The sequence below is a fragment of the Streptomyces sp. CNZ287 genome (assembly GCF_007827615.1).
In genome coordinates, this window is record NZ_VISV01000004.1 from 309,168 (window position 1) to 332,942 (window position 23,775).

General features: G+C 75.5%; 22 protein-coding genes. 14 read left to right on the forward strand and 8 right to left on the reverse strand.

The window, feature by feature from the left end; genetic code table 11:
* Positions 1–11: 11 nt before the first annotated feature.
* Positions 12–668: a bifunctional 4-hydroxy-2-oxoglutarate aldolase/2-dehydro-3-deoxy-phosphogluconate aldolase gene (gene eda, locus FB457_RS11370; protein WP_047015483.1), complete on the forward strand. Its 657-nt coding sequence runs from the start codon at positions 12–14 to the stop codon at positions 666–668.
* A gap of 32 nt (positions 669–700) precedes the next feature.
* Here the strand turns inward: eda and FB457_RS11375 are convergent, their stop codons facing one another.
* The 3 genes from FB457_RS11375 to FB457_RS11385 are packed head-to-tail and all read right to left on the reverse strand — an operon-like array spanning position 701 to position 3,605.
* Positions 701–1,924 (reverse strand): bifunctional RNase H/acid phosphatase, encoded by a 1,224-nt coding sequence (locus FB457_RS11375; protein WP_047015484.1) that lies wholly within the window; start codon positions 1,922–1,924, stop codon positions 701–703.
* The gene (locus FB457_RS11380) at positions 1,924–2,667 is read right to left on the reverse strand and encodes a zinc ribbon domain-containing protein (protein ID WP_047015485.1); all 744 of its coding nucleotides are present in this window, start codon (positions 2,665–2,667) and stop codon (positions 1,924–1,926) included. Before FB457_RS11380 ends, FB457_RS11375 begins: the two co-directional genes overlap by 1 nt.
* Positions 2,664–3,605: a Nif3-like dinuclear metal center hexameric protein gene (locus FB457_RS11385; RefSeq protein ID WP_047015486.1), complete on the reverse strand. Its 942-nt coding sequence runs from the start codon at positions 3,603–3,605 to the stop codon at positions 2,664–2,666. Before FB457_RS11385 ends, FB457_RS11380 begins: the two co-directional genes overlap by 4 nt.
* A gap of 497 nt (positions 3,606–4,102) precedes the next feature.
* Between FB457_RS11385 and FB457_RS11395 the strand changes: the two genes are divergently transcribed.
* Positions 4,103–5,335, forward strand: coding sequence for a hypothetical protein (locus FB457_RS11395; RefSeq protein ID WP_347614051.1), 1,233 nt, complete (start codon positions 4,103–4,105; stop codon positions 5,333–5,335).
* Between the two features lie 46 nt (positions 5,336–5,381).
* Here the strand turns inward: FB457_RS11395 and FB457_RS11400 are convergent, their stop codons facing one another.
* The gene (locus FB457_RS11400) at positions 5,382–6,260 is read right to left on the reverse strand and encodes a MaoC/PaaZ C-terminal domain-containing protein (RefSeq protein WP_047015488.1); all 879 of its coding nucleotides are present in this window, start codon (positions 6,258–6,260) and stop codon (positions 5,382–5,384) included.
* Positions 6,261–6,666: 406 nt separating this feature from the next.
* Between FB457_RS11400 and FB457_RS11405 the strand changes: the two genes are divergently transcribed.
* Positions 6,667–7,851 carry a CapA family protein gene (locus FB457_RS11405; RefSeq protein WP_047015489.1) on the forward strand — a complete coding sequence of 395 codons (1,185 nt, stop codon included), beginning with the start codon at positions 6,667–6,669 and terminating at the stop codon, positions 7,849–7,851.
* A 99-nt stretch (positions 7,852–7,950) separates the two neighbouring features.
* Here FB457_RS11405 and FB457_RS11410 read toward each other — a convergent pair whose 3' ends face one another.
* Positions 7,951–9,396 carry an MFS transporter gene (locus FB457_RS11410; RefSeq protein WP_047015490.1) on the reverse strand — a complete coding sequence of 482 codons (1,446 nt, stop codon included), beginning with the start codon at positions 9,394–9,396 and terminating at the stop codon, positions 7,951–7,953.
* Between the two features lie 192 nt (positions 9,397–9,588).
* Here FB457_RS11410 and FB457_RS11415 point away from each other — a divergent pair, with 192 nt between their 5' ends.
* From FB457_RS11415 to FB457_RS11425, 3 genes are all read left to right on the forward strand, one after another.
* Positions 9,589–10,269 carry a class I SAM-dependent methyltransferase gene (locus tag FB457_RS11415; protein WP_047015491.1) on the forward strand — a complete coding sequence of 227 codons (681 nt, stop codon included), beginning with the start codon at positions 9,589–9,591 and terminating at the stop codon, positions 10,267–10,269.
* Positions 10,270–10,299: 30 nt separating this feature from the next.
* On the forward strand, positions 10,300–11,217 hold the full coding sequence (locus tag FB457_RS11420; protein ID WP_047015492.1) for an N-acetylmuramoyl-L-alanine amidase: 918 nt from the start codon (positions 10,300–10,302) through the stop codon (positions 11,215–11,217).
* A 175-nt stretch (positions 11,218–11,392) separates the two neighbouring features.
* Positions 11,393–12,319: a hypothetical protein gene (locus FB457_RS11425; RefSeq protein ID WP_486588991.1), complete on the forward strand. Its 927-nt coding sequence runs from the start codon at positions 11,393–11,395 to the stop codon at positions 12,317–12,319.
* A gap of 322 nt (positions 12,320–12,641) precedes the next feature.
* Here FB457_RS11425 and FB457_RS11430 read toward each other — a convergent pair whose 3' ends face one another.
* From FB457_RS11430 to FB457_RS11440, 3 genes are all read right to left on the reverse strand, one after another.
* Positions 12,642–13,061 (reverse strand): PIN domain-containing protein, encoded by a 420-nt coding sequence (locus FB457_RS11430; protein ID WP_047015494.1) that lies wholly within the window; start codon positions 13,059–13,061, stop codon positions 12,642–12,644.
* Positions 13,058–13,270: a type II toxin-antitoxin system VapB family antitoxin gene (locus tag FB457_RS11435; protein ID WP_047015495.1), complete on the reverse strand. Its 213-nt coding sequence runs from the start codon at positions 13,268–13,270 to the stop codon at positions 13,058–13,060. Before FB457_RS11435 ends, FB457_RS11430 begins: the two co-directional genes overlap by 4 nt.
* Positions 13,271–13,385: 115 nt before the next feature.
* Positions 13,386–14,012, reverse strand: a complete 627-nt coding sequence (locus FB457_RS11440; protein ID WP_047015496.1) for a TetR family transcriptional regulator — start codon at positions 14,010–14,012, stop codon at positions 13,386–13,388.
* 161 nt (positions 14,013–14,173) lie between these two features.
* Here FB457_RS11440 and FB457_RS11445 point away from each other — a divergent pair, with 161 nt between their 5' ends.
* From FB457_RS11445 to FB457_RS11480, 8 genes are all read left to right on the forward strand, one after another.
* Complete coding sequence (locus tag FB457_RS11445) at positions 14,174–15,505, forward strand: glycosyltransferase family 4 protein (RefSeq protein ID WP_047015497.1); 1,332 nt, start codon at positions 14,174–14,176, stop codon at positions 15,503–15,505.
* 205 nt (positions 15,506–15,710) lie between these two features.
* Positions 15,711–16,436 carry a class I SAM-dependent methyltransferase gene (locus FB457_RS11450; RefSeq protein WP_047015498.1) on the forward strand — a complete coding sequence of 242 codons (726 nt, stop codon included), beginning with the start codon at positions 15,711–15,713 and terminating at the stop codon, positions 16,434–16,436.
* Positions 16,433–17,503: a prenyltransferase/squalene oxidase repeat-containing protein gene (locus FB457_RS11455; protein WP_047015499.1), complete on the forward strand. Its 1,071-nt coding sequence runs from the start codon at positions 16,433–16,435 to the stop codon at positions 17,501–17,503. Before FB457_RS11450 ends, FB457_RS11455 begins: the two co-directional genes overlap by 4 nt.
* 404 nt (positions 17,504–17,907) lie before the next feature.
* Positions 17,908–19,233: an SCO2321 family membrane protein gene (locus FB457_RS11460; RefSeq protein ID WP_145781744.1), complete on the forward strand. Its 1,326-nt coding sequence runs from the start codon at positions 17,908–17,910 to the stop codon at positions 19,231–19,233.
* A complete protein-coding gene (locus FB457_RS11465; RefSeq protein ID WP_047015501.1) occupies positions 19,230–19,958 on the forward strand; it encodes an SCO2322 family protein in 729 nt (242 codons plus the stop codon). Before FB457_RS11460 ends, FB457_RS11465 begins: the two co-directional genes overlap by 4 nt.
* On the forward strand, positions 19,955–21,172 hold the full coding sequence (locus tag FB457_RS11470) for a CbiQ family ECF transporter T component (protein ID WP_145781745.1): 1,218 nt from the start codon (positions 19,955–19,957) through the stop codon (positions 21,170–21,172). Before FB457_RS11465 ends, FB457_RS11470 begins: the two co-directional genes overlap by 4 nt.
* Positions 21,169–22,827 carry an ATP-binding cassette domain-containing protein gene (locus FB457_RS11475; protein ID WP_145781747.1) on the forward strand — a complete coding sequence of 553 codons (1,659 nt, stop codon included), beginning with the start codon at positions 21,169–21,171 and terminating at the stop codon, positions 22,825–22,827. Before FB457_RS11470 ends, FB457_RS11475 begins: the two co-directional genes overlap by 4 nt.
* Positions 22,824–23,768 (forward strand): ECF transporter S component, encoded by a 945-nt coding sequence (locus FB457_RS11480; protein ID WP_486588992.1) that lies wholly within the window; start codon positions 22,824–22,826, stop codon positions 23,766–23,768. The genes FB457_RS11475 and FB457_RS11480 overlap by 4 nt, the downstream gene beginning before the upstream one ends.
* Positions 23,769–23,775: the final 7 nt, after the last annotated feature.

The following is a 23,775-nucleotide window of genomic DNA, read 5'->3' on the forward strand; positions in this document are numbered from 1 at the left end:
ACGATGACCGCGTGACCACTGACTCCGCCTCCACCTCCGCGTCCGTCCCCTCCTCCGTGCTGGGCCTCGCGCCCGTCATCCCGGTCGTCGTCCTCGACGACGCCGCCGACGCCGTACCGCTGGCGCGCGCGCTGGTGGCCGGAGGGCTGCCCGCGGTCGAGGTGACCCTGCGCACGCCGGCGGCGCTCGACGCGATCCGGGCCATCGCCGCCGAGGTGCCGGACGCCGTGGTCGGCGCCGGCACGGTGCTGGACGCGGCGGCCGTGGACGCCTCCGCCGCCGCGGGCGCCCGGTTCCTCGTCAGCCCCGGCTCGACGGACGGACTGCTGGCGGCGATGGCCGCGTCGGGCCTGGCGTACCTGCCCGGGGTGTCGACGGTGTCGGAGGCGATGGGCCTGCTGGAGCGGGGGCTGACGGAGATGAAGTTCTTCCCGGCGGAGGCGTCGGGCGGCATCGCGTACCTGAAGTCCCTCGGCTCCCCGCTGCCCCGCGCCCGGTTCTGCCCGACGGGCGGCGTCACGGCCGAATCGGCGCCGCGGTACCTGGCGCTGCCGAACGTCGGCTGCGTGGGCGGCACATGGATGCTGCCGAGGGCGGCCCTCGCGGCGAAGGACTGGGCGACGGTCGAGAAGCTGGCGGCGGAGGCCGCGGCGCTCGGCAGGGGTTGAGCCCGCGGGGTGCGATCAGCGAAAAGGGAGTCTCAGCGCAGGTGCGACGTGTCGTTCAGCAGGCGCACGCTCGCGTGCCCGTCCGCGTAGTACGCGACCTCCGACACCCCCGCCGGCGACAGCTCCATCCGGTACAGCGACTCCGGCGGCGCGCCCAGCGCCAGCCGGACCAGCGTCTTGATCGGCGTCACATGCGACACGAGGAGCACCGTGCGGCCCGCGTACCGCGCGAGGAGCTTGTCGCGCGCGACCGCGACGCGGCGGCTGACCTCGGCGAAGGACTCCCCGCCGCCGCTCGGCGCGGCCTTCGTGGAACGCAGCCAGGCGGCGAGGTCGTCGGGGTGGCGCTCCCGTACCTCCGCGAACGTCAGCCCCTCCCAGGCGCCGAAGTCCGCCTCGCGCAGTCCGTCCTCGACCCTGATCTCCAGCCCGAGCCGCACGGCCGCCGCCTCCGCGGTCTCGCGGCAGCGGCGCAGCGGGGAGCTGACCACGGCCCGGACGGTGCCGCGGGCGGCGAGGAGCCCGGCGGCGGCCGCGGCCTGGCCGCGGCCGGTGGCGGAGAGCGCGGGGTCGCCGCCGCCGGTGCCGGAGAACCGTTTCTGGGGGGTGAGGGCGGTCTCGCCGTGCCGGAGGAGGAGGAACGTGGTGGGCGCCCCGAGGTCGGTGCCCCAACCCACCGCCGGGGTCGCGGTCCTGCCGGCCTCCCCGGCCCGTACGCCGCCCTCGGCCCGCGTGCCGGAACCCTCGCCCCGCGCCTCCGAGCCCTCCCGCGACCCGGCGGCGCCGGTCCCCGCGCCCAGTTCCGCCCGCGACGCCTCCGCGCTCCACCGTTCGCCGCGCCTGCCCGCGTCCATCGCCTCGTTCGCGAGCCGGTCCGCGTGCTTGTTCTGCTCCCGCGGAATCCACTCGTACGACACCCGCCCCGGCGGGAAGACCTCGCGCGCCTCCGCGGCCAGTTCGCGCATCCCGGGGTGCTTGATCTTCCAGCGCCCCGACATCTGCTCGACGACGAGCTTGGAGTCCATCCGCACCCGGACCTCCGCGTCCGGGTCGAGCCCGCGCGCCGCCCGCAGCCCGGCGATCAGCCCGCGGTACTCGGCGACGTTGTTGCTCGCCACCCCCACGTACGCCGCGTCCTCCGCCAGCACCCCGCCGTCCGCATCGCGCACCACGGCGCCGTACCCCGCGGGCCCCGGATTCCCCCGCGAGCCGCCGTCCGCCTCGACGGTGAACACGCGCCGGGCCGGTCCTGCCATCAGACGCCGGATTCGGGTGTACGGACCAGGATCCGGCGGCAGTTCTCGCACCGTACGACGGTGTCGGGGGCCGCGGCCCGTACCTCGTTGATCTCCGTGATGTTCAGCTCCAGCCGGCAGCCCTCGCAGCGCCGCTGGTACAGCCGGGCCGCGCCGACGCCGCCCTGCTGCTCGCGCAGCTTGTCGTACAGCTTCAGCAGGTCCGCCGGGATCTCGCCCGCGGCGGCCGCGCGCTCCTTGGCGACCGCGCCGGCCTCGGCGTCGATCTCGCCGACCGTCGCGTCGCGCCGCGCCGTGGCGTCCGCGATCTTGGCCTGAACCGACTCGACCCGGCCGGTCAGCTCCGCCACCCGCTCCTGCACGGTCTCGCGGCGCTCCATGACCTCCAGGACCACGTCCTCCAGGTCGCTCTGCCGCCGGGCCAGCGAGGCGATCTCGCTCTGCAGGTTCTCCAGGTCCTTCGGCGAGGTCACCGCGCCGGAGTCCAGCCGCTGCTGGTCGCGCGCGGCGCGCTGGCGCACCTGGTCGACGTCCTTCTCGGCCTTGACCTGCTCGCGTTCGGTGTCGCTCTCCTCGGTCTGCGCGGCGACGAGCAGGTCGCGGTGCTGCGCGAGGTCGGCCTCCAGTCCCGCGACCTCCTCGTGTTCCGGGAGGGTGCGGCGGCGGTGCTGGAGCTGGGTGAGGCGGACGTCGAGGGCCTGGACGTCCAGCAGGCGGATCTGGTCGGCGGGCGCTGCGTTCAAGCTGGCTGCTCCGGGCTCGTAGGGGCAAGGCTGGCGTGGGATGCGGGGGATCCCGCGGTGCCCGCGGACGGTGCGGCAGAGGTGGATCGTGCCGCAGGTGCGGGCGCGTGCGTGGTCCAGGGGTCGGTCACGATACGCGACACGCGCGTGCGCAGACCCCATGCGTTCCGGTCCGAGATCGCGTCCAACTGCGCGGCGGCCTGCTCGCACCAGGGCCACTCGCTGGCCCAGTGGCCCGCGTCGATCAGGTACGGGCGGCCGCCGGCGGCGAGCGCGGCGTGCTGCTGCGCCTCGGAGACCGGGTGGTGGCGCAGGTCGGCGGTGACGTAGACGTCGACGCCCGCGGCGCGCACCGCGTCGAAGAGCCCGTCGCCGGAGCCGCCGCAGACGGCGGCCGTACGGACCTCGCCCTCCGGGTCGCCGGCGACGCGCAGTCCGGTGGCGGTACGGGGCAGGGCCGCGGCGGCGCGGTCGGCGAACTCCCGCAGCGGCACCGGGGCGTCCAGCTCGCCGAGGCGGCCGAGGCCGCGGCGGCCCGCGGGGTCGTCGGCGTCGGGCACCAGGGGCCCGGTGACGCGCAGGCCGAGGGCGCCGGCGAGGGCGTCGGAGACGCCGGGGTCGGCGCGGTCGGCGTTGGTGTGAGCGACGTGCAGCGCGACGTCGTTCTTGATGAGGGTGTGCACGACGCGGCCCTTGAACGTGCCGGCCGAGACGGTCGACGTACCGCGCAGGTAGAGGGGGTGGTGCGTGACGAGCAGGTCGGCGCTCCACTCGACGGCCTCGTCGACGACCTCGCGGACCGGGTCGACGGCGAACAGCACGCGCTCCACGCGGGCGTCCGGGTCGCCGCACACCGTGCCGACCGCGTCCCACGGCTCGGCGCGGCCGGCGGGCCAGAGGGCTTCGAGCGCGGCGACGACGTCGGCAAGTGCAGGCACGGGGCAAGGCTACCTCCGCCGGCAGGGCCCCGGTGCGGCGCCCACCGGCAAGCACAGGGGGCGGCGCGGCGAAGCGGAACGGCGGATCCGCCACCCGTATGTGTGAAGTGACCGGCGCCGCGCCGATTGCTGTGACGTGCGAAAACTACCTTCACGTGCGGAGGTGAGGGAACCGGATGAGGCCCATTGCAGAATCGATTCCTTCAGTGACGACGGGGACGGCGGCGACGCCCGCCCCGACGACGGCCCCGACGACAGCGGCGGCGGACGCGACGCGGGCGCCGGATGCGGTACCGGGTCGGGACGCGGCGGCCGCGGGTGCGGAGACGGGCGCGGCGGCCGCCGGGGCGGCGGCGGACCAGGGACCGCCGACGCCTGCGGGAGCGCGGGCCGTTGCGCGCCGGCCCGGCGCCGCGGACCCGGCACCCCGAGCGGGGACGGGACCCGCCGCGGGAGCGGGGACCGCCGCACCGGCCACTGCGGGGAACGCCGCCGCTATGGTCGCGGTCACCGCGACGTCGCCCCCGCGACTCCCCGCATCCCCCGGGCGCCACGCCGCCCCGCCGACCGCCGCTCCCCCGGCCGCCGCCCCCGGCCGCCCCGTGGGACGGGCCGGATTCACCCTCACCGCCGACGGCACGTACGGCGCCTGCCTCGCCGCCGACGCGGACGGCAACTGGTTCCCCGAACGGTGGACCCTGCACGGCCCGGAGGCGTATACGGTTCCCCTCCCCTGCGCGCAGCCGGAGGAGCCGGGGACCACGGTCCTGCCGCTGGCCGACGGCCGCGTGCTGGTCCGCCGGCTCGTCGGCGGCGCCGACCACACGTTCTCCCTTCTGCACCCCTCCGGGCCCGACACCACCGAGCAGACCCTCGGCTCGGTGACGGCGCCCCGGCTCGCGCTCGTGCCGCCCGCGCCGGAGAGCGCGGAGGTGTACGCGCTGGCGCCCCCGGAGCCCGGCGGCGAGACCACCGCCGTGTGGCGGGTGTACGGGGGCGGGTTCGCCGGCGCCGGCACGGCGCACCCGGAGCGGGTCGGCGAACTCCCCGGCCGGTGCGCGGGCCGCGGCTGGCTGGACCGTACCGGCCGGGCGCTCGCCGTCGACCAGGAACGTGACGGGCGGACGAAGGCCGTGACGGTCGGGCTGCACGGCGGGGTGGAGGTCAGCCCGCTGCTGATGCTCACCGAGGAGAGCAACGACCGTCTGCTGCTCGCCGATCCCGACAGCGGGCTGCTGCTCCTGCGCTCCGACGCCCCGGGCCGCGACCGGCTGGGGTGGGGGGTGCTGGGCAGCGGACGCCCGGTGCGGTTCCCGGACGCGCTGTGCCCGCGGGACACGGCGGTGACGCCGTTCGCGGTGCAGCCGGGGCAGGTGCTGACGCCGGAGCACTGCGGGGTGGCGCTGCGGCTCGAAGGACCGGGCGGCTGCCGGCTCGGCGTGTGGCGGCCGGCGGCGCGGCGGCTGGTCCAACTGCCGCCGCTGCCGGGGTGGATCACCGGCAGCGGGCTGTGGACGCAGTGGGGCGAGCTGCGGCTGCCGTACGCGACCCCCGCCCACCCCTGCGGCCTGGCCCGCCTGGCGATCCCCGACCCGTCGGCGGCCGAGTTGCTGAACGCACCGCCCCTGAGCGACCCGCCCCCCGACCGCGCACCGGACGAGACCGGCGAGCCGCCCCCCGAGGAGGACGCCCCCACCCGCCCCGTCCCCCTCCGGCACGCGCCGCTCTGAAGCCCCTTCCCCGCCCCGGCGGCGCATCCCCCGGGGCGGGGAAGGCTCAGTCGTGCTCGATGAGCGCGTCCGCCAGCACCGGGGACTCGTCCCGCTCCACGGCGCTCGCGGTCAGCCGGATCCGCCCGGTCCCCGCGGGCGCGCCCGCCTCCGGCCACAGCCGGATCCGCAGCGTCTCGCCCGGGTACACCACCCCCGCGAACCGCGTCGCGTACGACCGCACCCGCCCGGGGTCGCCGGCCAGGACCGTGTCCACCGCCGCCTTCAGCGCCATGCCGTACGAGCACAGCCCGTGCAGGATCGGCCGGTCGAAGCCGGCGAGGGCGGCGAACTCCGGGTCGGCGTGGAGCGGGTTCCAGTCGCCCGAGAGGCGGTAGAGCAGCGCCTGGTCCTCGCGGATGCCGCGGTCGGCGACGTGCGCCGGGGGGCCCTCGGGGGCGGGCAGGCGGGGCGACGGACCGCGGTCGCCGCCGAAGCCGCCTTCGCCGCGGACGTAGAGCTGGGTGTCGGAGGTCCACAGCGGGCCGTCCGCGTCGGCGGCCTCGGTACGCAGCACCAGCACGGCGGCCTTGCCCTTGTCGTGGACGGCGGCGATGCGCGAGGTGCGGGTCGCCTCGCCGGCGGGCGGCAGCGGGCGGTGGAGTCCGATGCGCTGGGCGCCGTGGAGTACGGCGGTGAGGTCGACGTCGACGCCGGGGGCACCGAGCCCCGCGCCCTCGCCGGCCACGCCGCCGTCGCCGGCGACGGTGACGAAGGCGGGCAGCACGCGCAGCCGGTCCTCCAGGACGTAGCGCAGTTCGGCCGGGTCGGTGGCGGGGCGTCCCGCGCCGATGCCGAGGTGGTAGAGGAGGACGTCCTTGCGGGTCCAGGCGATCCTGGTCTCGCGGGGTGCGGCGGCGAGGGCCCGGGCGGCGTCGATGGGCATGGTGGCACTGGCTCCTTCACCGGCCGCGGGGGCGCCCGCGGCCCGAGGTGTCGGCAAGGGGCCGCGGGCCCGGCGCGGCCGTGCGGACGGGGGTGCATGGGTACGCGGGCACGGCGGCCGAGAGCGCGAGAAGACCCCGGCGTGCCGTCCGCACCAGTCGGCACGCCGGGGTCGCTCTCGGGGCGCGGCCGGAACCGTGCAACAAGAACACGTTCTCGCCGCCGGATACATGTATAACGCAGTCCCCGGCGGTTGGGAAGACCGTAAAGCCCCTTTGCTGATACTCCGTCAGCATTCGAGCACACGGGCAGTCGACGAGGCATGCGCGCGATCCCGGGCGGCCGTTCGGGGGACAGCTCCGGCAAGGCTTCTTGTATGCCTTATCCCGCTCCTGTGCATTCGACACATGCGCGGATATAAAAGGACTAGTACGACCGCTACGGCACTGGCGCTCGGCGCCGCCCTGCTCGCCACCGCCTGTGCCCGCGGTCCCGTCGGCACCACGTCCGACGACGGCAAGACCACCGGCAAGGAGGCGCGGGCGCCCTTCACCCTCGTCGCCACGGGCGACATCCTGCCGCACGACTCGGTGATCCAGCAGGCGAACCGGGACGCCGGCGGCAAGGGCCACGACTTCCGCCCCATGCTCGCCGGCGTGAAGCCCGTCATCTCCGCCGCCGACCTGGCGATCTGCCACATGGAGACGGTCTACGGTCCGGCCGGCGGCCCGTTCAGCGGCTACCCCTCCTTCGTCTCCCCGCCGCAACTCGCCGCCGCGGCCGGCGACACCGGCTACGACTCCTGCTCCACCGCCTCCAACCACACCCTCGACGCCGGCTCCCAGGGCATCGGCCACACCCTCGACGCCCTCGACGCCGCCGGCGTCGCCCACACCGGGTCGGCCCGCACCCCCGCCGAGGCGCACCGGCCCGCGCTGCTGGAGGCGGGCGGCGCGACGGTGGCCCAACTCGCGTACACCTACGGCACGAACGGCGTCGAGCCGCCGCAGGACCAGCCGTGGGCGGTCAACATCACCGACCCCGAGCGGATCGTCTCGGACGCGCGCCGGGCCCGCCGGGCGGGCGCCGACATCGTCGTGGTCAGCCTGCACTGGGGCACGGAATGGCAGGACGCGCCGGACGCGACGCAGCGGCAGCTCGCCCGCGCGCTGACCGGCTCGCGCTCGGCCGGGGCGCCGGACGTCGACCTGATCCTCGGCACGCACGCACACGTGCCGCAGGCGTACGAGAAGGTGAACGGCACCTGGGTGGTCTACGGTATGGGCGACCAGATCGCCGGCCGCATGATCAACAACGCCGGGGCCCGCGACCCGCGCGGCAACCAGGGCACCATCGCCCGCTTCACCTTCTCCCCGCCCGCGCCGGACAGCGCGCGCTGGCGGGTGACCAAGGCGGAGTACCTGCCGCAGCTCATGGACCACGACCGCGCGGGCCCGCCGCGGGTCGTCGACCTGAACGCCGAACTCGCCGCCGGCGACGCCCCGGAGCGCTACCAGCGCGTACGCGACCGCATCAGCGACGTCGTCCTCAGCCGCGGCGCGGCCGCGGACGGGCTGACCACACCCCGCTGACCCCCCGCCGCACACCCGCCGCCGGAAAGCCCCCGGCCGGCGCCCCCGCCGGAAACCCCGCCCGGCAGCGCCGTACACACACCCCTCGCCCCGCCCGGATCACGCCTTCGCCGGCCCCGGCACGGCGGCCGGGCGGGGCAGGGCTATGAGCATCAGCGCCGCGCAGCCCAGCAGGATCCCGACGCCCGTCTGGAACGCCAGCGAGTACCCCGAGGCCAGTGCCTCGGGCCCGGACCCGCCGCCGATGCGCGTGGCGGCCACCGTCGACAGCACCGCGAGGCCCAGCGAACCGCCCATCGTCCGCGACGTGTTCATCACCCCCGACACCACGCCCGCGTCCCCCGCGGGCGCCCCCGAGGTCGCCAGGTGGGCCAGCGGCGTGGCCATGAAGCCCACCCCGGCCATCATCAGGATCCCGGGCCCGGCGATGTCCGTGACGTACGTGCCGCCCGCGTCCGCCGTGCTCTGCCACAGATAGCCGCCGGCGGCCATCATCACGCCCGCGATCGCCAGCGCCTTCGCGCCCGTACGGGCCAGCACCCGCGGCGCCAGCTTGGACGCGGCCACGATCGTCAGCGAGTGCGGCACGAAGGCGAAGCCGGCCTCGATCGGCGAGTAGTCCAGGACGTTCTGCATGTAGAGCGAGAGGAAGTACCAGGACGAGAACATCGCCGCGCCGGTCACGAACATCGCCGTGTTGGCCGCCGACACCGACCGCAGCCGGAACAGCCCCAGCGGCATCAGCGGCGCCCGCGTCCTCGCCTCCACCACCAGGAACGCCCCGACCAGCGCCAGCCCGCCGCAGAGCGGCAGCAGCACTGCGGCCGCCGTCCACCCGTGGCTCTCGGTCTGCACGATCCCGTACGACACGGCGCCGATCCCGGCGGTGACCAGGGCCGCGCCCGGGATGTCGAGCCGCCGCCGCGGCCCGCCGCGGCTCTCCGCCAGCCACAGGGCCGCGCAGGTGAGGACCACGGCGCCGACCGGCACGTTGATCAGCAGCACCCAGCGCCACGACAGTGCGTCCGTGAGCACCCCGCCGACGAGCGAACCGGCCGCCCCGCCGCCCGCGCCGGCCGCCGTCCACGTCCCGATCGCGCGCACCCGCACCGGGCCCTCGGGCACGGACGAGGTGAGCAGCGTCAGCGTCGAGGGCGCCAGCACCGCGGCGCCGACGCCCTGCACGGCCCGCGCGACGAGCAGGTGCCACGGCTCCTGCGCGAGTCCCCCGGCGAGGCTGGCGGCGGTGAACACCGCGAGGCCCACGAGGAAGACGCGCTTGCGGCCGAAGATGTCCCCGGCCCGGCCGCCGAGCAGCATCAGGCCGGCGAAGGCCAGCGTGTACAGGTTCACCACCCACTGCAGTCCCGACGCGCTCATCCCCAGGTCCTCACGCATGGACGGCAGCGCGACATTGACGACGGAGACGTCGAGCACGACGAGGAACTGGCCCGCGCACGCCGTGAGCACGACGACCCACAGCGGTGCGGCGGAACGGCGCCCGGCCGCCTCGGGCAGCCGGGTACCGGGTGGTGACTGGTGCATGCCGCCATGGTCGCACCAGCCTCCGACACCGCGCACGGGCATATCGGTGTACGGACCATGCGACCGGGGTCCTACGCCCATGAGGCAGGATTCCGGCGGGTACGCGGCACCGGTGGCGCCTACCCGCCCGTACGCGGCACCGGTGGCGCCGCGCAGGACACGTCGCCCGCCGGCCGAGGAAAGGCACCGCCGATGGAGCTGCCCCCGCCCGCCCCCGCCCTGCTGTCCCCACCCGCCCCCGCCGTACTGGCCGCGTTCGAGGCCGCCCCCGGCTTCATGCCCCGCGACGAGGGCCTGGCGCTCCACGCCGCCGCAGCCGAAGCCGCCGGCCTCGGGCTCCCCCTGCTGGAGGTCGGCACGTACTGCGGCCGCTCCACGATCCTGCTCGCCGCCGCCGCCCGCGCGGCCGCCCGCCCCGGCGTCGTGGCCGTCACCGTCGACCACCACCGCGGCAGCGAGGAGCAGCAGCCCGGCTGGGAGTACCACGACCCCGCGCTCGTCGACCCCGCCACCGGCCTGATGGACACCCTGCCGGCGTTCCGCCGCACGCTGTACGCGGCCGGCCTCGAAGACCACGTCGTCGCGGTCGTCGGCCGGTCGCCGCAGATCGCCGCGCTCTGGAACCGGCCGCTCGGGCTGGCCTTCGTCGACGGCGGCCACACCGACGAGCACGCCACGGCCGACTACGAGGGCTGGGCCCCGCACGTCGCGCCGGGCGGGCTGCTGGCCGTGCACGACGTGTTCGCCGACCCGGCCGAGGGCGGGCAGGCACCGTACCGTATCTACCGGCGCGCGCTGGACTCCGGGGCGTTCACGGAGAGCGCCGCGCAAGGAAGCCTTAAGGTACTGCGCCGTACCGGCACCGGAATTTGACCGTCGGATTCTTCTGCTACGGTCGCACGGATGTCCAGCCAGAACCGGCGGCCTCTCCGCGCCTATCTCCTGCTCGCACCCGTGGCACCGCTGGCCTTCGCCGGCGTACTCGTGTGGCAGTCGGCGGACGGCGACGGTTCCGGCGGGAACGGGCGGGAACCCGGCGGGGCTCCGCCTGCGTCCTCCTCCCCGACCCGGCCCACCGCCGAGGATCCCGAGGATTCGAGCGACTCGAAGAATGCGAAGGACGCGAAGGACCCGGAGGTGGGCGTGATGCCGCTGGCCGGAAAGGTGATCGTGCTGGACCCCGGGCACAACCCGAACAACCGCGACCACGCTGCCGAAATCAACCGCCAAGTCGACATAGGCACCGTGCGCAAGGAGTGCGACACCACCGGCACCGCCACCAACGGCGGTTATGCCGAGGCGGACTTCACCCTGGACGTGGCCCGGCGCGCCCGCACCCTGCTGCGCGCACAGGGCGCGGAGGTGCGGCTCACGCAGGACGGCAAGCGGGAGTTCGGGCCGTGCATCGACGAACGCGCCGAGGCCGGCAACAAGGCCGGGGCCGACGCGGTCGTCTCCATCCACGCCGACGGCGGCGGACCGGGTTCGCGCGGGTTCCACGTGATCCTGCCGGGCGAGGTGAACGAGGGAAAGGCGGACACCACCGCCATCGTGAAGCCCTCGCGGAAGCTGGGCAAAGAGTTGAAGTCACACTTCGCGGAGGAAACCGGAAGTAAGCCCTCCAACTATGTGGGCAACGACACAGGCTTCACGGTCCGCACCGATCTGGGCGGACTGAACCTCTCGACTGTGCCCAAAGTCTTCATCGAATGCGGCAACATGCGGGACGCTAAGGACGCCGACCGGCTGACGGACGCCGCATGGCGGCAGCGGGCGGCGCACGGAATCACGAACGGCATCGGGGCTTTCCTGGCAGGGTAGGCGCAAGCCGTCGACAGACCGGGAAATGCACACCGGGGGAACAAGGGGGACTCGTGGCCAGGGGGCCCGATGTGGCCAAACTGCGGACCCGTACGATGGGGCCTCATTTCGCGCTCCGCAGCGTGGGGATCTGCACCAGCAACAGCGTCAACGACCAATACGTAAGGGACATTTCGTGAACATCCGCTCACTCACTCGGGGCGACGGCGTAGTGATCGGAGCAGCGCTGCTGCTGATTATCGCCTCGTTCCTCGGCAGCATCTCGGTGGACTGCCCCGGCGGGGCCGACTGCGGCGGGGACGTGCCGAATGGCTGGGACTCCGACCAGTTCCCCCTGCTGCCGTCCGTCTTCCTGACCGGCATCTTCGCAGCCGCGCTCATCTTCCTGGGCCGGGTGAAGACCGGCGACCGCGAGTTCGGCGGTCTCCGGCTCGACCAGTGGGGCACCGCGCTGTCGGCCGCCGCACTCCTCAGCTCGCTCTTCATGCTCTTCGGCGGCGCGCGCAACATGGCCAACGAAGCCGTGGGCCAGGACATCTTCGGCATGGGCGTCGGCCTGATCCTCGGGCTCATCGCCAACCTCGCGATGGCCGCGGGCGCGATCCTCGGGCAGACCGTCCCGGCGCTCAAGGCGAACCTGCTGAGCAGCCCCGGTGCCCCGGCGCCCGCCGCCCCGTACGGCGGCGGCCAGCCGCAGCCCGGCTACGGCTACCCCGGCGGCCAGCCCGGTCCCGGCGGCCCCGGCGGCCCGCAGGGCGGCGCCCCGTTCGGCGGCGGTCAGCAGGCTCCCTTCGGCGGCGGTCCCGGCGCGGGCGGCCCGCAGCCGGGCGGCCCGCAGGCCGGTGGACCGGCGGGCGCCAGGCCGCAGGCGCAGGCCGCGCCGCAGCCGGCGGCCGGCGGCTCGTTCGCGCCGTTCTGGTTCGCGGTGCCGGCGGCCCGGCCGCTGTTCGCGGAGGACGGCTCGTCGGCGCAGATCGCCGAGCTGACCCCGGGCATCTGGTACCTGGCGGTGGACCAGCGCGGTGCCGCGCTGGTCGCGCAGACCCAGGACGGCCGCCGCGGCGTGCTGCAGGACACCACGGGTATCCAGCGCGGCGCCTGACGCCCGCGCCTGGCGCATCCCCGACGGCCCCCGTCCGACGCTTCGGGCGGGGGCCGTCGCGTGCGCGCGGTGGAGCGACGGCCGCACGCGGTACGTCCCGCCAGCGCACTCGCCCCCAGGCCGTCGCCGCCAGCCAGGTGTCCAGCACCCCCGCCCCGCCCAGCACCTCCACCCGGCCGCTGTCCGGCGGCAGCCGCCGGCAGAAGACCCGGAGCACGTCCGCCAGCGGCCCGCGCAGCGCCACCGCCGCCTTCGCATGCGCCCTGCGACGAATGTGGGGGTAGCCACTCGCTCGGATCAGTCCACGCTCGCACGCCGTCGGTCAGAGACTCCCGGGAGCGGCGACCCATACAGCCTTCAGGTCAGTCGCATCCGCGACAGCCTCGAAGTCACGGTCGTAGTGCAGCAGGATCAGACCGGATAGCTCGGCGACGGCAGCCAGGGCCAGATCCACGGCGCCGGCGCTGCGATGCGTGCCCTTCTCCGTGAGCCTGAGCTGGACAGCGTGCGCACGGCCGAAGGTGGCATCCGGCGTCGGGGCCCCGTTGAACAGGGTGCGGATCTGCTCGTGCATGTGGAGCCGGTCAGCGAGGGAGCGCGCGGAATACAGCAGCTCAAGCTGGGTGATGTCACACATGGCGATGACGCCCTGAGCGAGGTGATCACGCCATCGTTGCCGTACGCCGGAGTCGGTCAGGATGCGCACCGCTGCTGAGGTATCGATCAGGTGGGTGACGGTCACCGGTAGTTCTTCTTGTCAAGGAGCAGCTCGATGTCGTAGGCACCGTCCTCGCCCATCTCGACCAGCCGGTCGAGGGCGCGCAGTCGGCTTCGGCGCTGGGTGATCTCCAGCAGCGCCGCGTTCACGGTGTCCTTCTTGGTCTTCGTGCCGAGAAGCTCGCCGGCTTCGGCGAGTATGGCGTCATCGACCTCTACAAGCAGCTTGGACATTGCCCGCCTCCAGCGATAGCCAATATATCCACTGCAACTATCTCACATATACCGAGCAGGTGGGGCGTGCCCTCGCGGCGGTCGTCATGGATGCCCGCCGACCGCCACTCAGGCATCAGGTCACCCAGCCGGCACGGGCGTCCGTTCCGGTGCCGTCGACCAGCCGGCAGACCGTCTCGATGTCGGTCCGCACCTGCGCGCTCGACGCGCGCCCCGACAGCCAGGTGATGAGCGCCGCGTGCCACGTGTGCTCGATCACCCGCGCCACCGACAACTGCTCCGGCGCCGGCCGGCCCTCGGCGCCCATCGCGTCCAGGATGATCGCCGACGTCAGCCGGGAGGCGACCTCGACCTCCGGGCTCGCCGACCGGTCGGCGAAGATCAGGGCACGCACCATCGCGTCCGCGAGCTGCGGCTCGCGCTGGAGCGCTCGGAAGGCGCGCAGCAGCGTCTGCGCCACCCGGGCGCCCGGCTCGGTGGCGGTCGGCGGGCGCTTGCGCAGCGTCTCGTGCAACTGCCGCAACTGGTCCTGGAGGGTGGCGACGAGCAGGTGCACCTTGGACGGGAAGTACCGGTACAGCGTGCCGAGCGCGACGCCCGCCCGCTCCGCGACCTCGCGCATCTGCACCGCGTCGAACCCGCCGCGGCCGGCCAGCTCCGCGGTGGCCTGGAGGATGCGGCGGCGGCGCGCCTCCTGCCGCTCGGTGAGCTGCGCCCTGCCCGCCCTCGATGTTGTCGTCATGTGTCCCGATCTGTGCCGTGCTTCCCCCGACGGCAGCTCCGGCGGGCAGCTCTCGCTACCAACCGGTAGATTCGAAGCCGCCGAACGTCTGCCTGAAACTTGTTCTAGATTAGCGCGAGCGGTTACGCTCCGGCGAAACTGCAGTGAGAAGGGGGCCGTACGTGACCGCCGAGGTGCCACTGCGCATCGCCCTGCTCAGCTACAAGGGCAACCCCTTCTGCGGCGGACAGGGTGTCTACGTCCGCCACCTCTCGCGTGAGCTGGCCCGCCTCGGCCACCGGGTCGAGGTGATCGGCGCCCAGCCCTACCCCGTGCTCGACCCCGGCGTCACCCTGACGGAGCTGCCCAGCCTCGACCTCTACCGGCAGCCCGACCCCTTCCGCACCCCCGCGCGCGGCGAGTACCGCGACTGGATCGACCTGCTCGAGGTCGGCACGATGTGGACCGGCGGCTTCCCCGAGCCGCTGACGTTCAGCCTCCGCGCCCGCCGCCATCTGGCCGCCCGCCGCGGCGAGTTCGACGTCGTCCACGACAACCAGACCCTGGGCTACGGCCTCCTCGGCGGCGCCCGCGCCCTCGGCGCCCCGCTCGTGACCACCGTGCACCACCCGATCACCGTCGACCGGGACCTGGAGCTGGCCGCCGCGCCCGACTGGCGGCGGCGCTACTCGGTGCGCCGCTGGTACGGGTTCACGCGCATGCAGCGCCGCGTCGCCCGCCGGCTGCCCGCGGTGCTGACGGTCTCCGGCTCGTCGCGTACACAGATAACGGCCCAGCTCGGGGCGCGCCCCGAGCGGGTGCACGTGGTGCCGATCGGCGCGGACACCGAGCTGTTCACACCCGACCCTTCCGTGCCGCGGGTGCCGGGCCGGATCGTCACGACGGCGAGCGCGGACGTGCCGCTGAAGGGTCTCGTGCACCTCGTCGAGGCGCTGGCCAAGATCCGTACGGAGCAGCCGGACGCGCACGTGGTCGTGGTCGGCAAGCGCGCGGAGGACGGGCCGGTCGCGCAGGCCGTCGAGCGCTTCGGGCTCGGCGGGGCGATCAGGTTCGTCACCGGCATCAGCGACGAGGAGTTGGTCGGCCTGCTGCGCAGCGCGCAGGTCGCGTGCGTGCCTTCGCTGTACGAGGGCTTCTCGCTGCCGGCCGCCGAGGCGATGGCGACGGGCACGCCCCTGGTCGCCACGACGGGCGGCGCGATCCCCGAGGTGGCGGGCCCGGACAACGAGACGAGCCTGGCGGTCCCCCCGGGAGACGCCGGCGCCCTGGCCGGCGCCCTCACCCGCCTGCTCGCCGACGCCCCGCTGCGGGCCCGTCTGGGCGCGGCGGGCCGCGAGCGGGTACTGGCCCGCTTCACCTGGGCCCAGGCGGCGAAGCAGACCGCGGAGCGCTACCGGGAGGCGATCGCGGCCGACGCGGCGACGGCCGCCCGCCCCCGGCCGAGGGGCGGCCCGGCGACGGCAAGGATGCGCGCGGCAGGCGGTGACCGCTGATGCCCCGCGGGGAGGGGGAGCGTGCCGACGCCTGCCCCACCCGCCGTCGCGAGCGGCCGCGCGCCGCGGCGCCGCACCGCCGCGCCCTCTTCCCCGCTCCCCCGCCCCGTGGCAACGACGCCCCGGACGCCCGCGCCCTCGCGCACTCCTCTCCCCCGCCCCTCCCCGCCCCCGTACGCCTCCCGCCCACCCCTCCGGAGGAGATTTGCTGACCGTCGACTTCACCCGCTTTCCGCTCGCGCCCGGCGACCGCGTGCTCGACCTCGGTTGCGGCGCCGGGCGGCACGCCTTCGAGTGCTACCGGCGCGGCGCCCGCGTCGTCGCCCTCGACCGCGACGGCGACGAGATCCGCGAAGTCGCCCGCTGGTTCGCGGCGATGAAGGAGGCGGGCGAGGCCCCGGCGGGTGCCGCCGCCACGGCCGTCGAAGGCGACGCCCTCGCGCTGCCGTTCCCCGACGACAGTTTCGACGTCGTCATCGTCTCCGAGGTGATGGAGCACATCCACGACGACAAGGGCGTGCTCGCCGAAATGGTGCGCGTGCTGCGCCCCGGCGGCCGGATCGCGGTCACGGTGCCGCGCTACGGCCCCGAGAAGGTCTGCTGGGCGCTCTCGGACGCGTACCACGAGGTCGAGGGCGGCCACATCCGCATCTACAAGGCGGACGAACTGGTCGGCAGGATCCGCGAGTCGGGCCTCAAGCCGTACGGACTGCACCACGCGCACGCGCTGCACTCGCCGTACTGGTGGATCAAGTGCGCCGTCGGCGTCGACAACGACACGTCGCCCGCGGTCCGCGCGTACCACAAGCTGCTGGTCTGGGACATCATGAAGAAGCCGCTCGCGACCCGCCTCGCCGAGCGGCTGCTCAACCCGGTCATGGGCAAGAGCGTCGTCGTCTACGCGACCAAGCCCCACGAGGGCGGCCGGTGACCAGCTCCGAGCGGACCGAGCACCTCGTCCTGCCCGGCGTGCTGGACGCCGCCGAGGTGGCGCAGACCGTCGCCGGGATCGCCGCGGTGCAGCGGGACGACGGGGCGATCCCGTGGTTCCGGGGGCACCACCTCGACCCGTGGGACCACACCGAGGCGGCGATGGCCCTGGACGCCGCGGGCGAGCACGCGCGCGCGGAGGCGGCGTACGAGTGGCTGCGCCGGCACCAGCTCGCGGACGGCTCCTGGTACGCGGCGTACGCGGACGGGGACGCCGCCCGGCCCACCGACCGCGGCCGGGAGACGAACTTCTGCGCGTACCCCGCGGTCGGCGTCTGGCACCACTATCTGGCCACCGGGGACGAGGCGTTCCTGCGCCGGATGTGGCCGGTGGTGCGGGGCGCGGTGGAGTTCGTGCTGCGGCTCCAGCAACCCGGCGGCCAGGTGGGCTGGAAGCGGGAGGCGGCGGACGGCGAGGTGCTCACCGACGCCCTGCTGACCGGCTCCTCGTCCGTGCACCAGGCGCTGCGCTGCGCGCTGGCCGCCGCCGAGCGGCTCGGCGAGCAGCAGCCCGGCTGGGAGCTGGCACTCGGCCGGCTCGGGCACGCGATCCGGCGGCATCCGGAGCGGTTCCTGGACAAGGACCGCTTCTCGATGGACTGGTACTACCCGGTGCTCGGCGGCGCGGTCACCGGCCCCGCGGCCACCGCGCGCATCGAGCGCGAGTGGGACCGCTTCGTCGTCCCGGGGCTCGGCGTGCGCTGCGTCGGCGACCGGCCGTGGGTGACCGGCGGCGAGAGCGCGGAGCTGGTGCTCGCGCTCTGGGCGGCGGGCGACGGCGACCGGGCGCTGGAGGTGCTGCGCTGGCTGAAGCACCTGCGGGCGGAGGACGGCATGTACTGGACCGGGTACGTCTTCGAGGACGACGCGATCTGGCCCGCGGAGCGCACGTCGTGGACGGCGGGGGCGCTGCTGCTCGCGCTGGCGGCGGTCGGCGGCGAGGAGGCGACGGGCGCGGTGTTCGGCGGGGCGGGGCTGCCGCGGGGGCTGGACCCGGACTGCTGCTGAGGGATACGGGACGGGGCGTTCGTACGGGCCCCGAAGGCCCGGTCCGTACGGGATCCGCACCGCAACCGCCCTCGTCAGCCGCCTCCCGGCCGGGACCGGCGCTGACCTCCGCGGGTACGGGCGGTAAGGTGAGCGGCGACAACTTCAACTGCGCCCCGCAGGGGAAGCCGGTGCGAAACCGGCGCTGACCCGCAACCGTGAGCGCGGCCGCCATGGCCGTGCGAGCCGGAGCACCCGCGGGGCGCGGCAGGCTCAAAGGGGCCCCGCCGGTACCGATGCCGGCCCGGGCCCCGTCCGTCGCGGTATGCGGAGCTGAGCCCGGTCCCCCGGCGCGCGTCGAGCGCGGACGGGCGGCCGCGGCCGGCTGTGCCGGCCGCCCCGTCCCGAAAGGCCCCCGCTCCGTCATGGCTCCGATAGGCCGGACCGCCGCCGCCCGCGGCACGCGCGCCGCACTCGCCGCCGCAGTGCTGCTGCCCCTCACCGTCGCCGGCCCGGCGTCGGCGGCCTCGGCCGCCACCGCGCCGCAGGCGGCACCGCGGGTCGCCGCGCAGGGCGCGCCCGCGCAGGCCGTACCCGCACAGAAGAAGCTGCCCGAGGGGCTTTACGGCACCGCGGACCCCGAGTTCGACGGCGTCTGGCGGCAGTCGCTGGCCCTTCTCGCCCAGCGCTCGCAGCAGTTGCGCCCGGCTCCGGCCGCGGTCGCCTTCCTCACCGGGCAGCAGTGCGCGGACGGCGGCTTCGCCGCGTACCGCGCGGATGTCGCGAAGCCCTGCGACGAGGCGGCCGAGGACACCAACGCGACCGCCGCCGCGGTGCAGGCGCTGAGCGCAGTGGGCGGGGAGCGCAAGGCCGTGGCCGAGGGCGTGGCCTGGCTGAAGGAGATCCAGAACGAGGACGGCGGCTGGGGCTTCAACCCCGGCGGCCCGACGGACGCCAACTCGACCGCGGTCGTGGTCGGTGCGCTCGCCGCGGTCGGCGAGGAGCCGGAGAAGACGACGGCGGGCGGCGGCAGCCCGTACGACGCGCTCGCGACGCTCCAACTCGGCTGCGACGCGAAGAAGGCGGAGCGGGGGGCGTACGCGTACCAGCCGGAGGACGACGGTGCGCTCTTCCCCAACGACTACGCGACCGCGGCGGCCGTGCTCGCGGGGACGGGCAGCGGCCTCGGTGCCGGCCTGGCGAAGGGGGGCGGCAAGGACGAGCCGGTCGAGGCGGGCGCCTGCACGGACGACCCGTCCCCCGCGGAGGCGGCGGACGCGGGTGCGGCATACCTGGCGCAGAAGCTGGCGGCCGGCGACGGGCACCTCCCGATGGTGACCGGCGAGGGCCCCGACCACAACGCGACCGCCGTCGCCGTGCTGGCGCTGGCCGCGGGCGGCCACGGCAGCGCGGCGCGCGAGCCGTACGGCTGGCTGGAGCGCGACAAGAGCACCCTGTCCTGGTCGAAGGAGAACCCGGCGGCCCTGGCCACCCTCATCCTCGCCGCCGACGCGGTGGACGCCGACCCGAGCGCCTTCGCGGGCGGTACGGACCTGGTGGCGAGCCTCAACGCCACGGGCCCGCAGCCGACGGCGGAGAAGCCGGCGACGGACCCGGCGGCGTCGGAGGAGTCGTCGGACGACGACGGCGGCGGCCCGGGTGTGGCGGTCTGGTCGCTGCTGGCGGTGGGCCTGGCGGCGGGCGCGGGCATCGGCCTGCTGGCGAGCGCCCGCAGAAAGAAGCGCGCATGACGAGCGGCGGGCAACCGCGCCGCGGGCGGAGGACGATACGGCAGGCGATACCACGGGTGCTCGTTGCCGTGGTCGGGGGTGCCCTGCTGGTGCTCGGGGCGGGTGCGCCGGGGGCGCAGGCCGCGGAGGGATACCGGTACTGGTCCTTCTGGGACCGGGACGGGGACTCCTGGGTCTACGCCACCAAGGGCCCCGGGCTCGAACGGCCCGCGGACGGGGACGTGCACGGCGTGCGGTTCGCCGTCAGCGAGGAGTCCGGCGGCGGCCCGCGCCCCCGCGGGGCCGCCGGCTTCGACGCCATCTGCGGCGGCACCCCGCCCGGCGACGGCGGCAAACGCGTCGCCCTCGTCCTGGACTTCGGCACCGCCGCGGACGCCCCCGGCGGCCGGACCCCGCCCCCGGCCCGTACGGAATGCGCCTCGGTCGCCGAGGACGCCACCCTCGGCGACGCGCTCGCCGCCGTCGCGGAGCCGCTGCGCTACGACTCCAACGGCCTGCTCTGCGCCATCGACGGATACCCGCGCAGCGGCTGCGCCGAGCCGGCGGCGTCCGACGACGGCGCCGGCGCCGGCGAGGCGCGCGACAAGGTCGACATCTCCACCGTCCCGGCGGACGAAGCCGACGACGGCGACTCCGGCCCGTCCACCGGCACGGTCGGCGGCCTCGTCATGGTCGCGGTCCTCGCCGGCCTCACGGTCTGGCAGTTGCGCCGCCGCCGCACATGACGCCCGAGGTTCCCCACCGCCCCGGCTCCCCGCGCACCGCCGAGGGGCGGAGCGCGCCCGTGCAGGCCGTGCGCGGGGGCGGCGTCCTCCGGCCGCCCCTCGCCGACCGGGCCAACGCCCTGCACGCCGGGGCCTGGTGGCTCTGGGCGCTCGGCCTCGCCACCGCCGCCTCCCGCACCACCAACCCCCTCCTCCTCGCCCTCCTGGTCGCCGTCGCCGGCTACGTCGTCGCCGCCCGCCGCACCGACGCGCCGTGGGCCCGCTCGTACGCCCTCTTCCTCAAGCTCGGCCTCCTCGTCATCGCCGTCCGGCTCCTCTTCGCCACCTTCCTCGGCTCCCCCATCCCCGGCACCCACACGCTCTTCACCCTCCCCGAGGTCCCCCTCCCCGAGTGGGCGCAGGGGGTGCGCCTCGGCGGCCGGGTCACCGCCGAGCAACTGACGTTCGCCTTCTACGACGGCATGAAGCTGGCCACCCTTCTCATCTGCGTCGGCGCCGCCAACGCCCTCGCCAACCCCGCCCGTCTGCTGAAGTCCCTGCCCGCCGCGCTGTACGAACTCGGCGTCGCCGTCGTCGTCGCGATGACCTTCGCCCCGCACTTCGTCGCCGATGTCGCCCGGCTGCGCCGCGCCCGCCGGCTGCGCGGCCGCGACGACCGCGGCCCGCGGGCCCTCGTCCAGGTCGGACTCCCGGTGCTGGAGGGCGCGTTGGAGCGTTCGGTGGCGCTGGCCGCGGCGATGGACGCGCGCGGCTACGGCCGTACGGCCCGGCTCCCCCGCGCCGTCAGGATCACCACCGCCGCGCTCACCCTCGGCGGGCTCCTCGGCATCTGCGCCGGCACATACGGGCTGCTCGCCGCTTCCGGCGCCGGCTACGGCCTGCCGGTGCTGGCGCTCGGCGCCGCCGCCGCGGCCTGCGGGCTGTGGCTCGGCGGACGCCGCGCGGTGCGCAGCCGCTACCGCCCCGACCGCTTCGGCCCGCGCGCCTGGCTCGTCGCCGCCTCCGGCGCGGCCGTCGGCGGTCTGATGATCTACGCCAACTCCTACGGACCCGACGCCCTGCACCCCACCGCCGTACCCCTGACCGCGCCGGAACTGCCGCTGTGGCCGGCCGCGAGCTGCCTGCTCGGCCTGCTGCCGGCGCTCGTCGCCCCCGTACCGCCGCGGCCGCGCGAACCACGCGCCCCGAGAACCACCGAGGAGACCGCCCAGTGATCCGTTTCGAGGACGTGTCCGTCGTCTACGACGGCGCCGCGAAGCCCGCGATCCGGGGCGTGGACCTCACCGTCCCCGAGGGCGAACTCGCCCTGCTCGTCGGCCCCTCCGGGGTCGGCAAGTCGACGCTGCTGAACGCCGTCTGCGGGCTCGTGCCGCACTTCACCGGCGGCACCCTGCGCGGCCGCGTCACCGTCGACGGCCGCGACACCCGTACGCACCCGCCGCGCGAACTGGCCGACGTCGTCGGCACGGTGGGCCAGGACCCGCTGGCGCACTTCGTCACGGACACGGTCGAGGACGAACTCGCCTACGGCATGGAGTCCCTGGGCCTGCCCCGCGACACGATGCGGCGGCGGGTGGAGGAGACGCTCGACCTGCTGGGCCTCGCCGAGCTGCGCGACCGGCCGATCGCCTCGCTCTCCGGCGGCCAGCAGCAGCGTGTGGCGATCGGCTCGGTGCTGACGCCGCACCCGCGGGTGCTGGTCCTGGACGAGCCGACGTCGGCGCTGGATCCGGCGGCGGCGGAGGAGGTGCTGGCGGTGCTCCAGCGGCTGGTGCACGACCTGGGCACGACGGTGCTGCTGGCGGAGCACCGGCTGGAGCGGGTGGTGCAGTACGCGGACCAGGTCATCGTCCTGCCGTCCCCGGGCGCGGCACCGGAGACGGGCGCGCCGGCGGAGATGATGGCGGTCTCGCCGGTACGCCCCCCGGTGGTCGCGCTGGGCCGGCTGGCGGGCTGGTCGCCGCTGCCGCTGACGGTACGGGACGCGCGCAGGCGCGCGGCGCCGCTGCGGGAACGGCTGGCGGGGCTGGCTCCGGGCGGCGGCGAGGGCGGACCGGACGGGCGGGCCGCCGGGCCCGTCGCCGTCGCGGAGCGGTTCACCGTGCGCCGCGGGCGGGCGGAGGTGCTGCGCGGGGTGTCGCTCTCCGTCGCCGCGGGCGAGACCGTCGCGGTCATGGGGCGCAACGGCGCGGGGAAGTCCACGCTGCTGGCCGGTTTCGTCGGCATGCACCGGCCGGCCGCCGGTTCCGTACGGCTCGGGGACCTCGCCCCGCACCGCACCCGCCCGGCCGAACTCCTGCGGCACGCCGGGCTCGTACCGCAGGATCCGCGGGATCTGCTGTACGCGGACACCGTCGCCGCGGAGTGCGCAGCCGCCGACGGCGACGCGGGGGCCGCGGCCGGCACCTGCCGGGCCCTGGTCGCCGGGCTGCTGCCCGGCGTACCGGACGAGGCGCACCCCCGCGACCTGTCGGAGGGTCAGCGGCTCGCGCTCGCCCTGGCCGTGATCCTCACCGCCCGCCCCCGGCTGCTGCTGCTCGACGAGCCGACCCGCGGCCTCGACTACGCCGCGAAGGCGCGGCTCGTCGGCGTGCTGCGCGGGCTCGCCGCGGCGGGCCACGCGATCGTGCTGGCGACGCACGACGTGGAGCTCGCCGCGGAACTGGCGCACCGGGTGGTGATCCTGGCGGACGGCGAGGTGGTCGCGGACGGGCCGACGGCGGAGGTCGTCGTCGCCTCGCCGTCGTTCGCGCCGCAGGTGGCGAAGATCCTCAGCCCGGCAGGCAGCGGCACGGCGGGCGGCACGGCGGCGGGGAGGACGTGGCTGACGGTCGCCCAGGTCCGGCACGCCCTGGAGGCGGCGGCATGACGGCGGAGGAGCCCGGAGCCGTACCCGGGACACCGGGCGGCGATGCGTACGCGAACCCCTCGGACACCCCGGGCACGACCGGCACGCCCGGCCCCGCCGACAGGCCCCCGGCTGCCGCCCCCGCCCGCACCCCCCGGCTCCGCGTGGTGCGTCTCGGCCCCGTCTCCGCCGCCGCCCTGCTGCTCGTCTCCGTCATCGGCGTCGCCGCCTTCGGCTGGCCGCTGCTCGCCGGGCCCGACTCCGGGCTCGCCCACTCCGGCGACGCCCCCTGGCTCTTCGCCGCCCTCCTGCCCCTCCTCGTCGCCGTGGTCGGCGCGACCATCGCCGACGCCGGGCTCGACGCCAAGGCCGTCGCGATGCTCGGCGTCCTCGCCGCCGTGGGCGCCGCGCTGCGGCCCCTCGGGGCGGGGACGGCGGGGATCGAACCGATGTTCTTCCTCATGGTGCTCTCCGGCCGGGTGCTGGGACCGGGCTTCGGGTTCGTGCTCGGGGCCGTGACGATGTTCGCGTCCGCCCTGCTCACGGGCGGGGTCGGGCCCTGGATGCCGTTCCAGATGCTGGCCATGGGCTGGGTCGCGATGGGCGCCGGGCTGCTGCCGGGGGCGGAGCGGCTGCGGGGGCGCCGGGAGTTGTGGCTGCTTGCCTCGTATGGAGCAATCGCTTCAGTTCTTTACGGCACGGTCATGAATCTCCAGGGGTGGCCGTATCTGAGCGGTATGTCTACGGGCGTGTCGTTCGTCGCGGGCGATCCGCTGCCGGAGAACCTGGCCCGTTTCGTCGCGTACTGCCTCGCCACGTCCCTGGGTTGGGATCTGCCGCGCGCGGCGGTGACGGCGGTGTGCACGCTGACCCTCGGCCGGGCCGTGCTCGCCGCGCTGCGCCGCGCCACCCGAAAGGCCGCATTCAGCACTCCGGTGACATTCGAGACGCGAAACCCCTGAATGCGCG

Coding starts and splice junctions, on each gene's coding strand:
- FB457_RS11375 (WP_047015484.1), bottom strand. CDS start 1,924: ATGGCAGGACCGGCCCGGCGCGTGTTCACCGTCGAGGCGGACGGCGGC.
- FB457_RS11395 (WP_347614051.1), top strand. CDS start 4,103: ATGGTCGCGGTCACCGCGACGTCGCCCCCGCGACTCCCCGCATCCCCC.
- FB457_RS11400 (WP_047015488.1), bottom strand. CDS start 6,260: ATGCCCATCGACGCCGCCCGGGCCCTCGCCGCCGCACCCCGCGAGACC.
- FB457_RS11405 (WP_047015489.1), top strand. CDS start 6,667: ATGCGCGGATATAAAAGGACTAGTACGACCGCTACGGCACTGGCGCTC.
- FB457_RS11410 (WP_047015490.1), bottom strand. CDS start 9,396: ATGCACCAGTCACCACCCGGTACCCGGCTGCCCGAGGCGGCCGGGCGC.
- FB457_RS11415 (WP_047015491.1), top strand. CDS start 9,589: ATGGAGCTGCCCCCGCCCGCCCCCGCCCTGCTGTCCCCACCCGCCCCC.
- FB457_RS11420 (WP_047015492.1), top strand. CDS start 10,300: ATGTCCAGCCAGAACCGGCGGCCTCTCCGCGCCTATCTCCTGCTCGCA.
- FB457_RS11435 (WP_047015495.1), bottom strand. CDS start 13,270: ATGTCCAAGCTGCTTGTAGAGGTCGATGACGCCATACTCGCCGAAGCC.
- FB457_RS11440 (WP_047015496.1), bottom strand. CDS start 14,012: ATGACGACAACATCGAGGGCGGGCAGGGCGCAGCTCACCGAGCGGCAG.
- FB457_RS11460 (WP_145781744.1), top strand. CDS start 17,908: ATGGCTCCGATAGGCCGGACCGCCGCCGCCCGCGGCACGCGCGCCGCA.
- FB457_RS11465 (WP_047015501.1), top strand. CDS start 19,230: ATGACGAGCGGCGGGCAACCGCGCCGCGGGCGGAGGACGATACGGCAG.
- FB457_RS11470 (WP_145781745.1), top strand. CDS start 19,955: ATGACGCCCGAGGTTCCCCACCGCCCCGGCTCCCCGCGCACCGCCGAG.
- FB457_RS11480 (WP_486588992.1), top strand. CDS start 22,824: ATGACGGCGGAGGAGCCCGGAGCCGTACCCGGGACACCGGGCGGCGAT.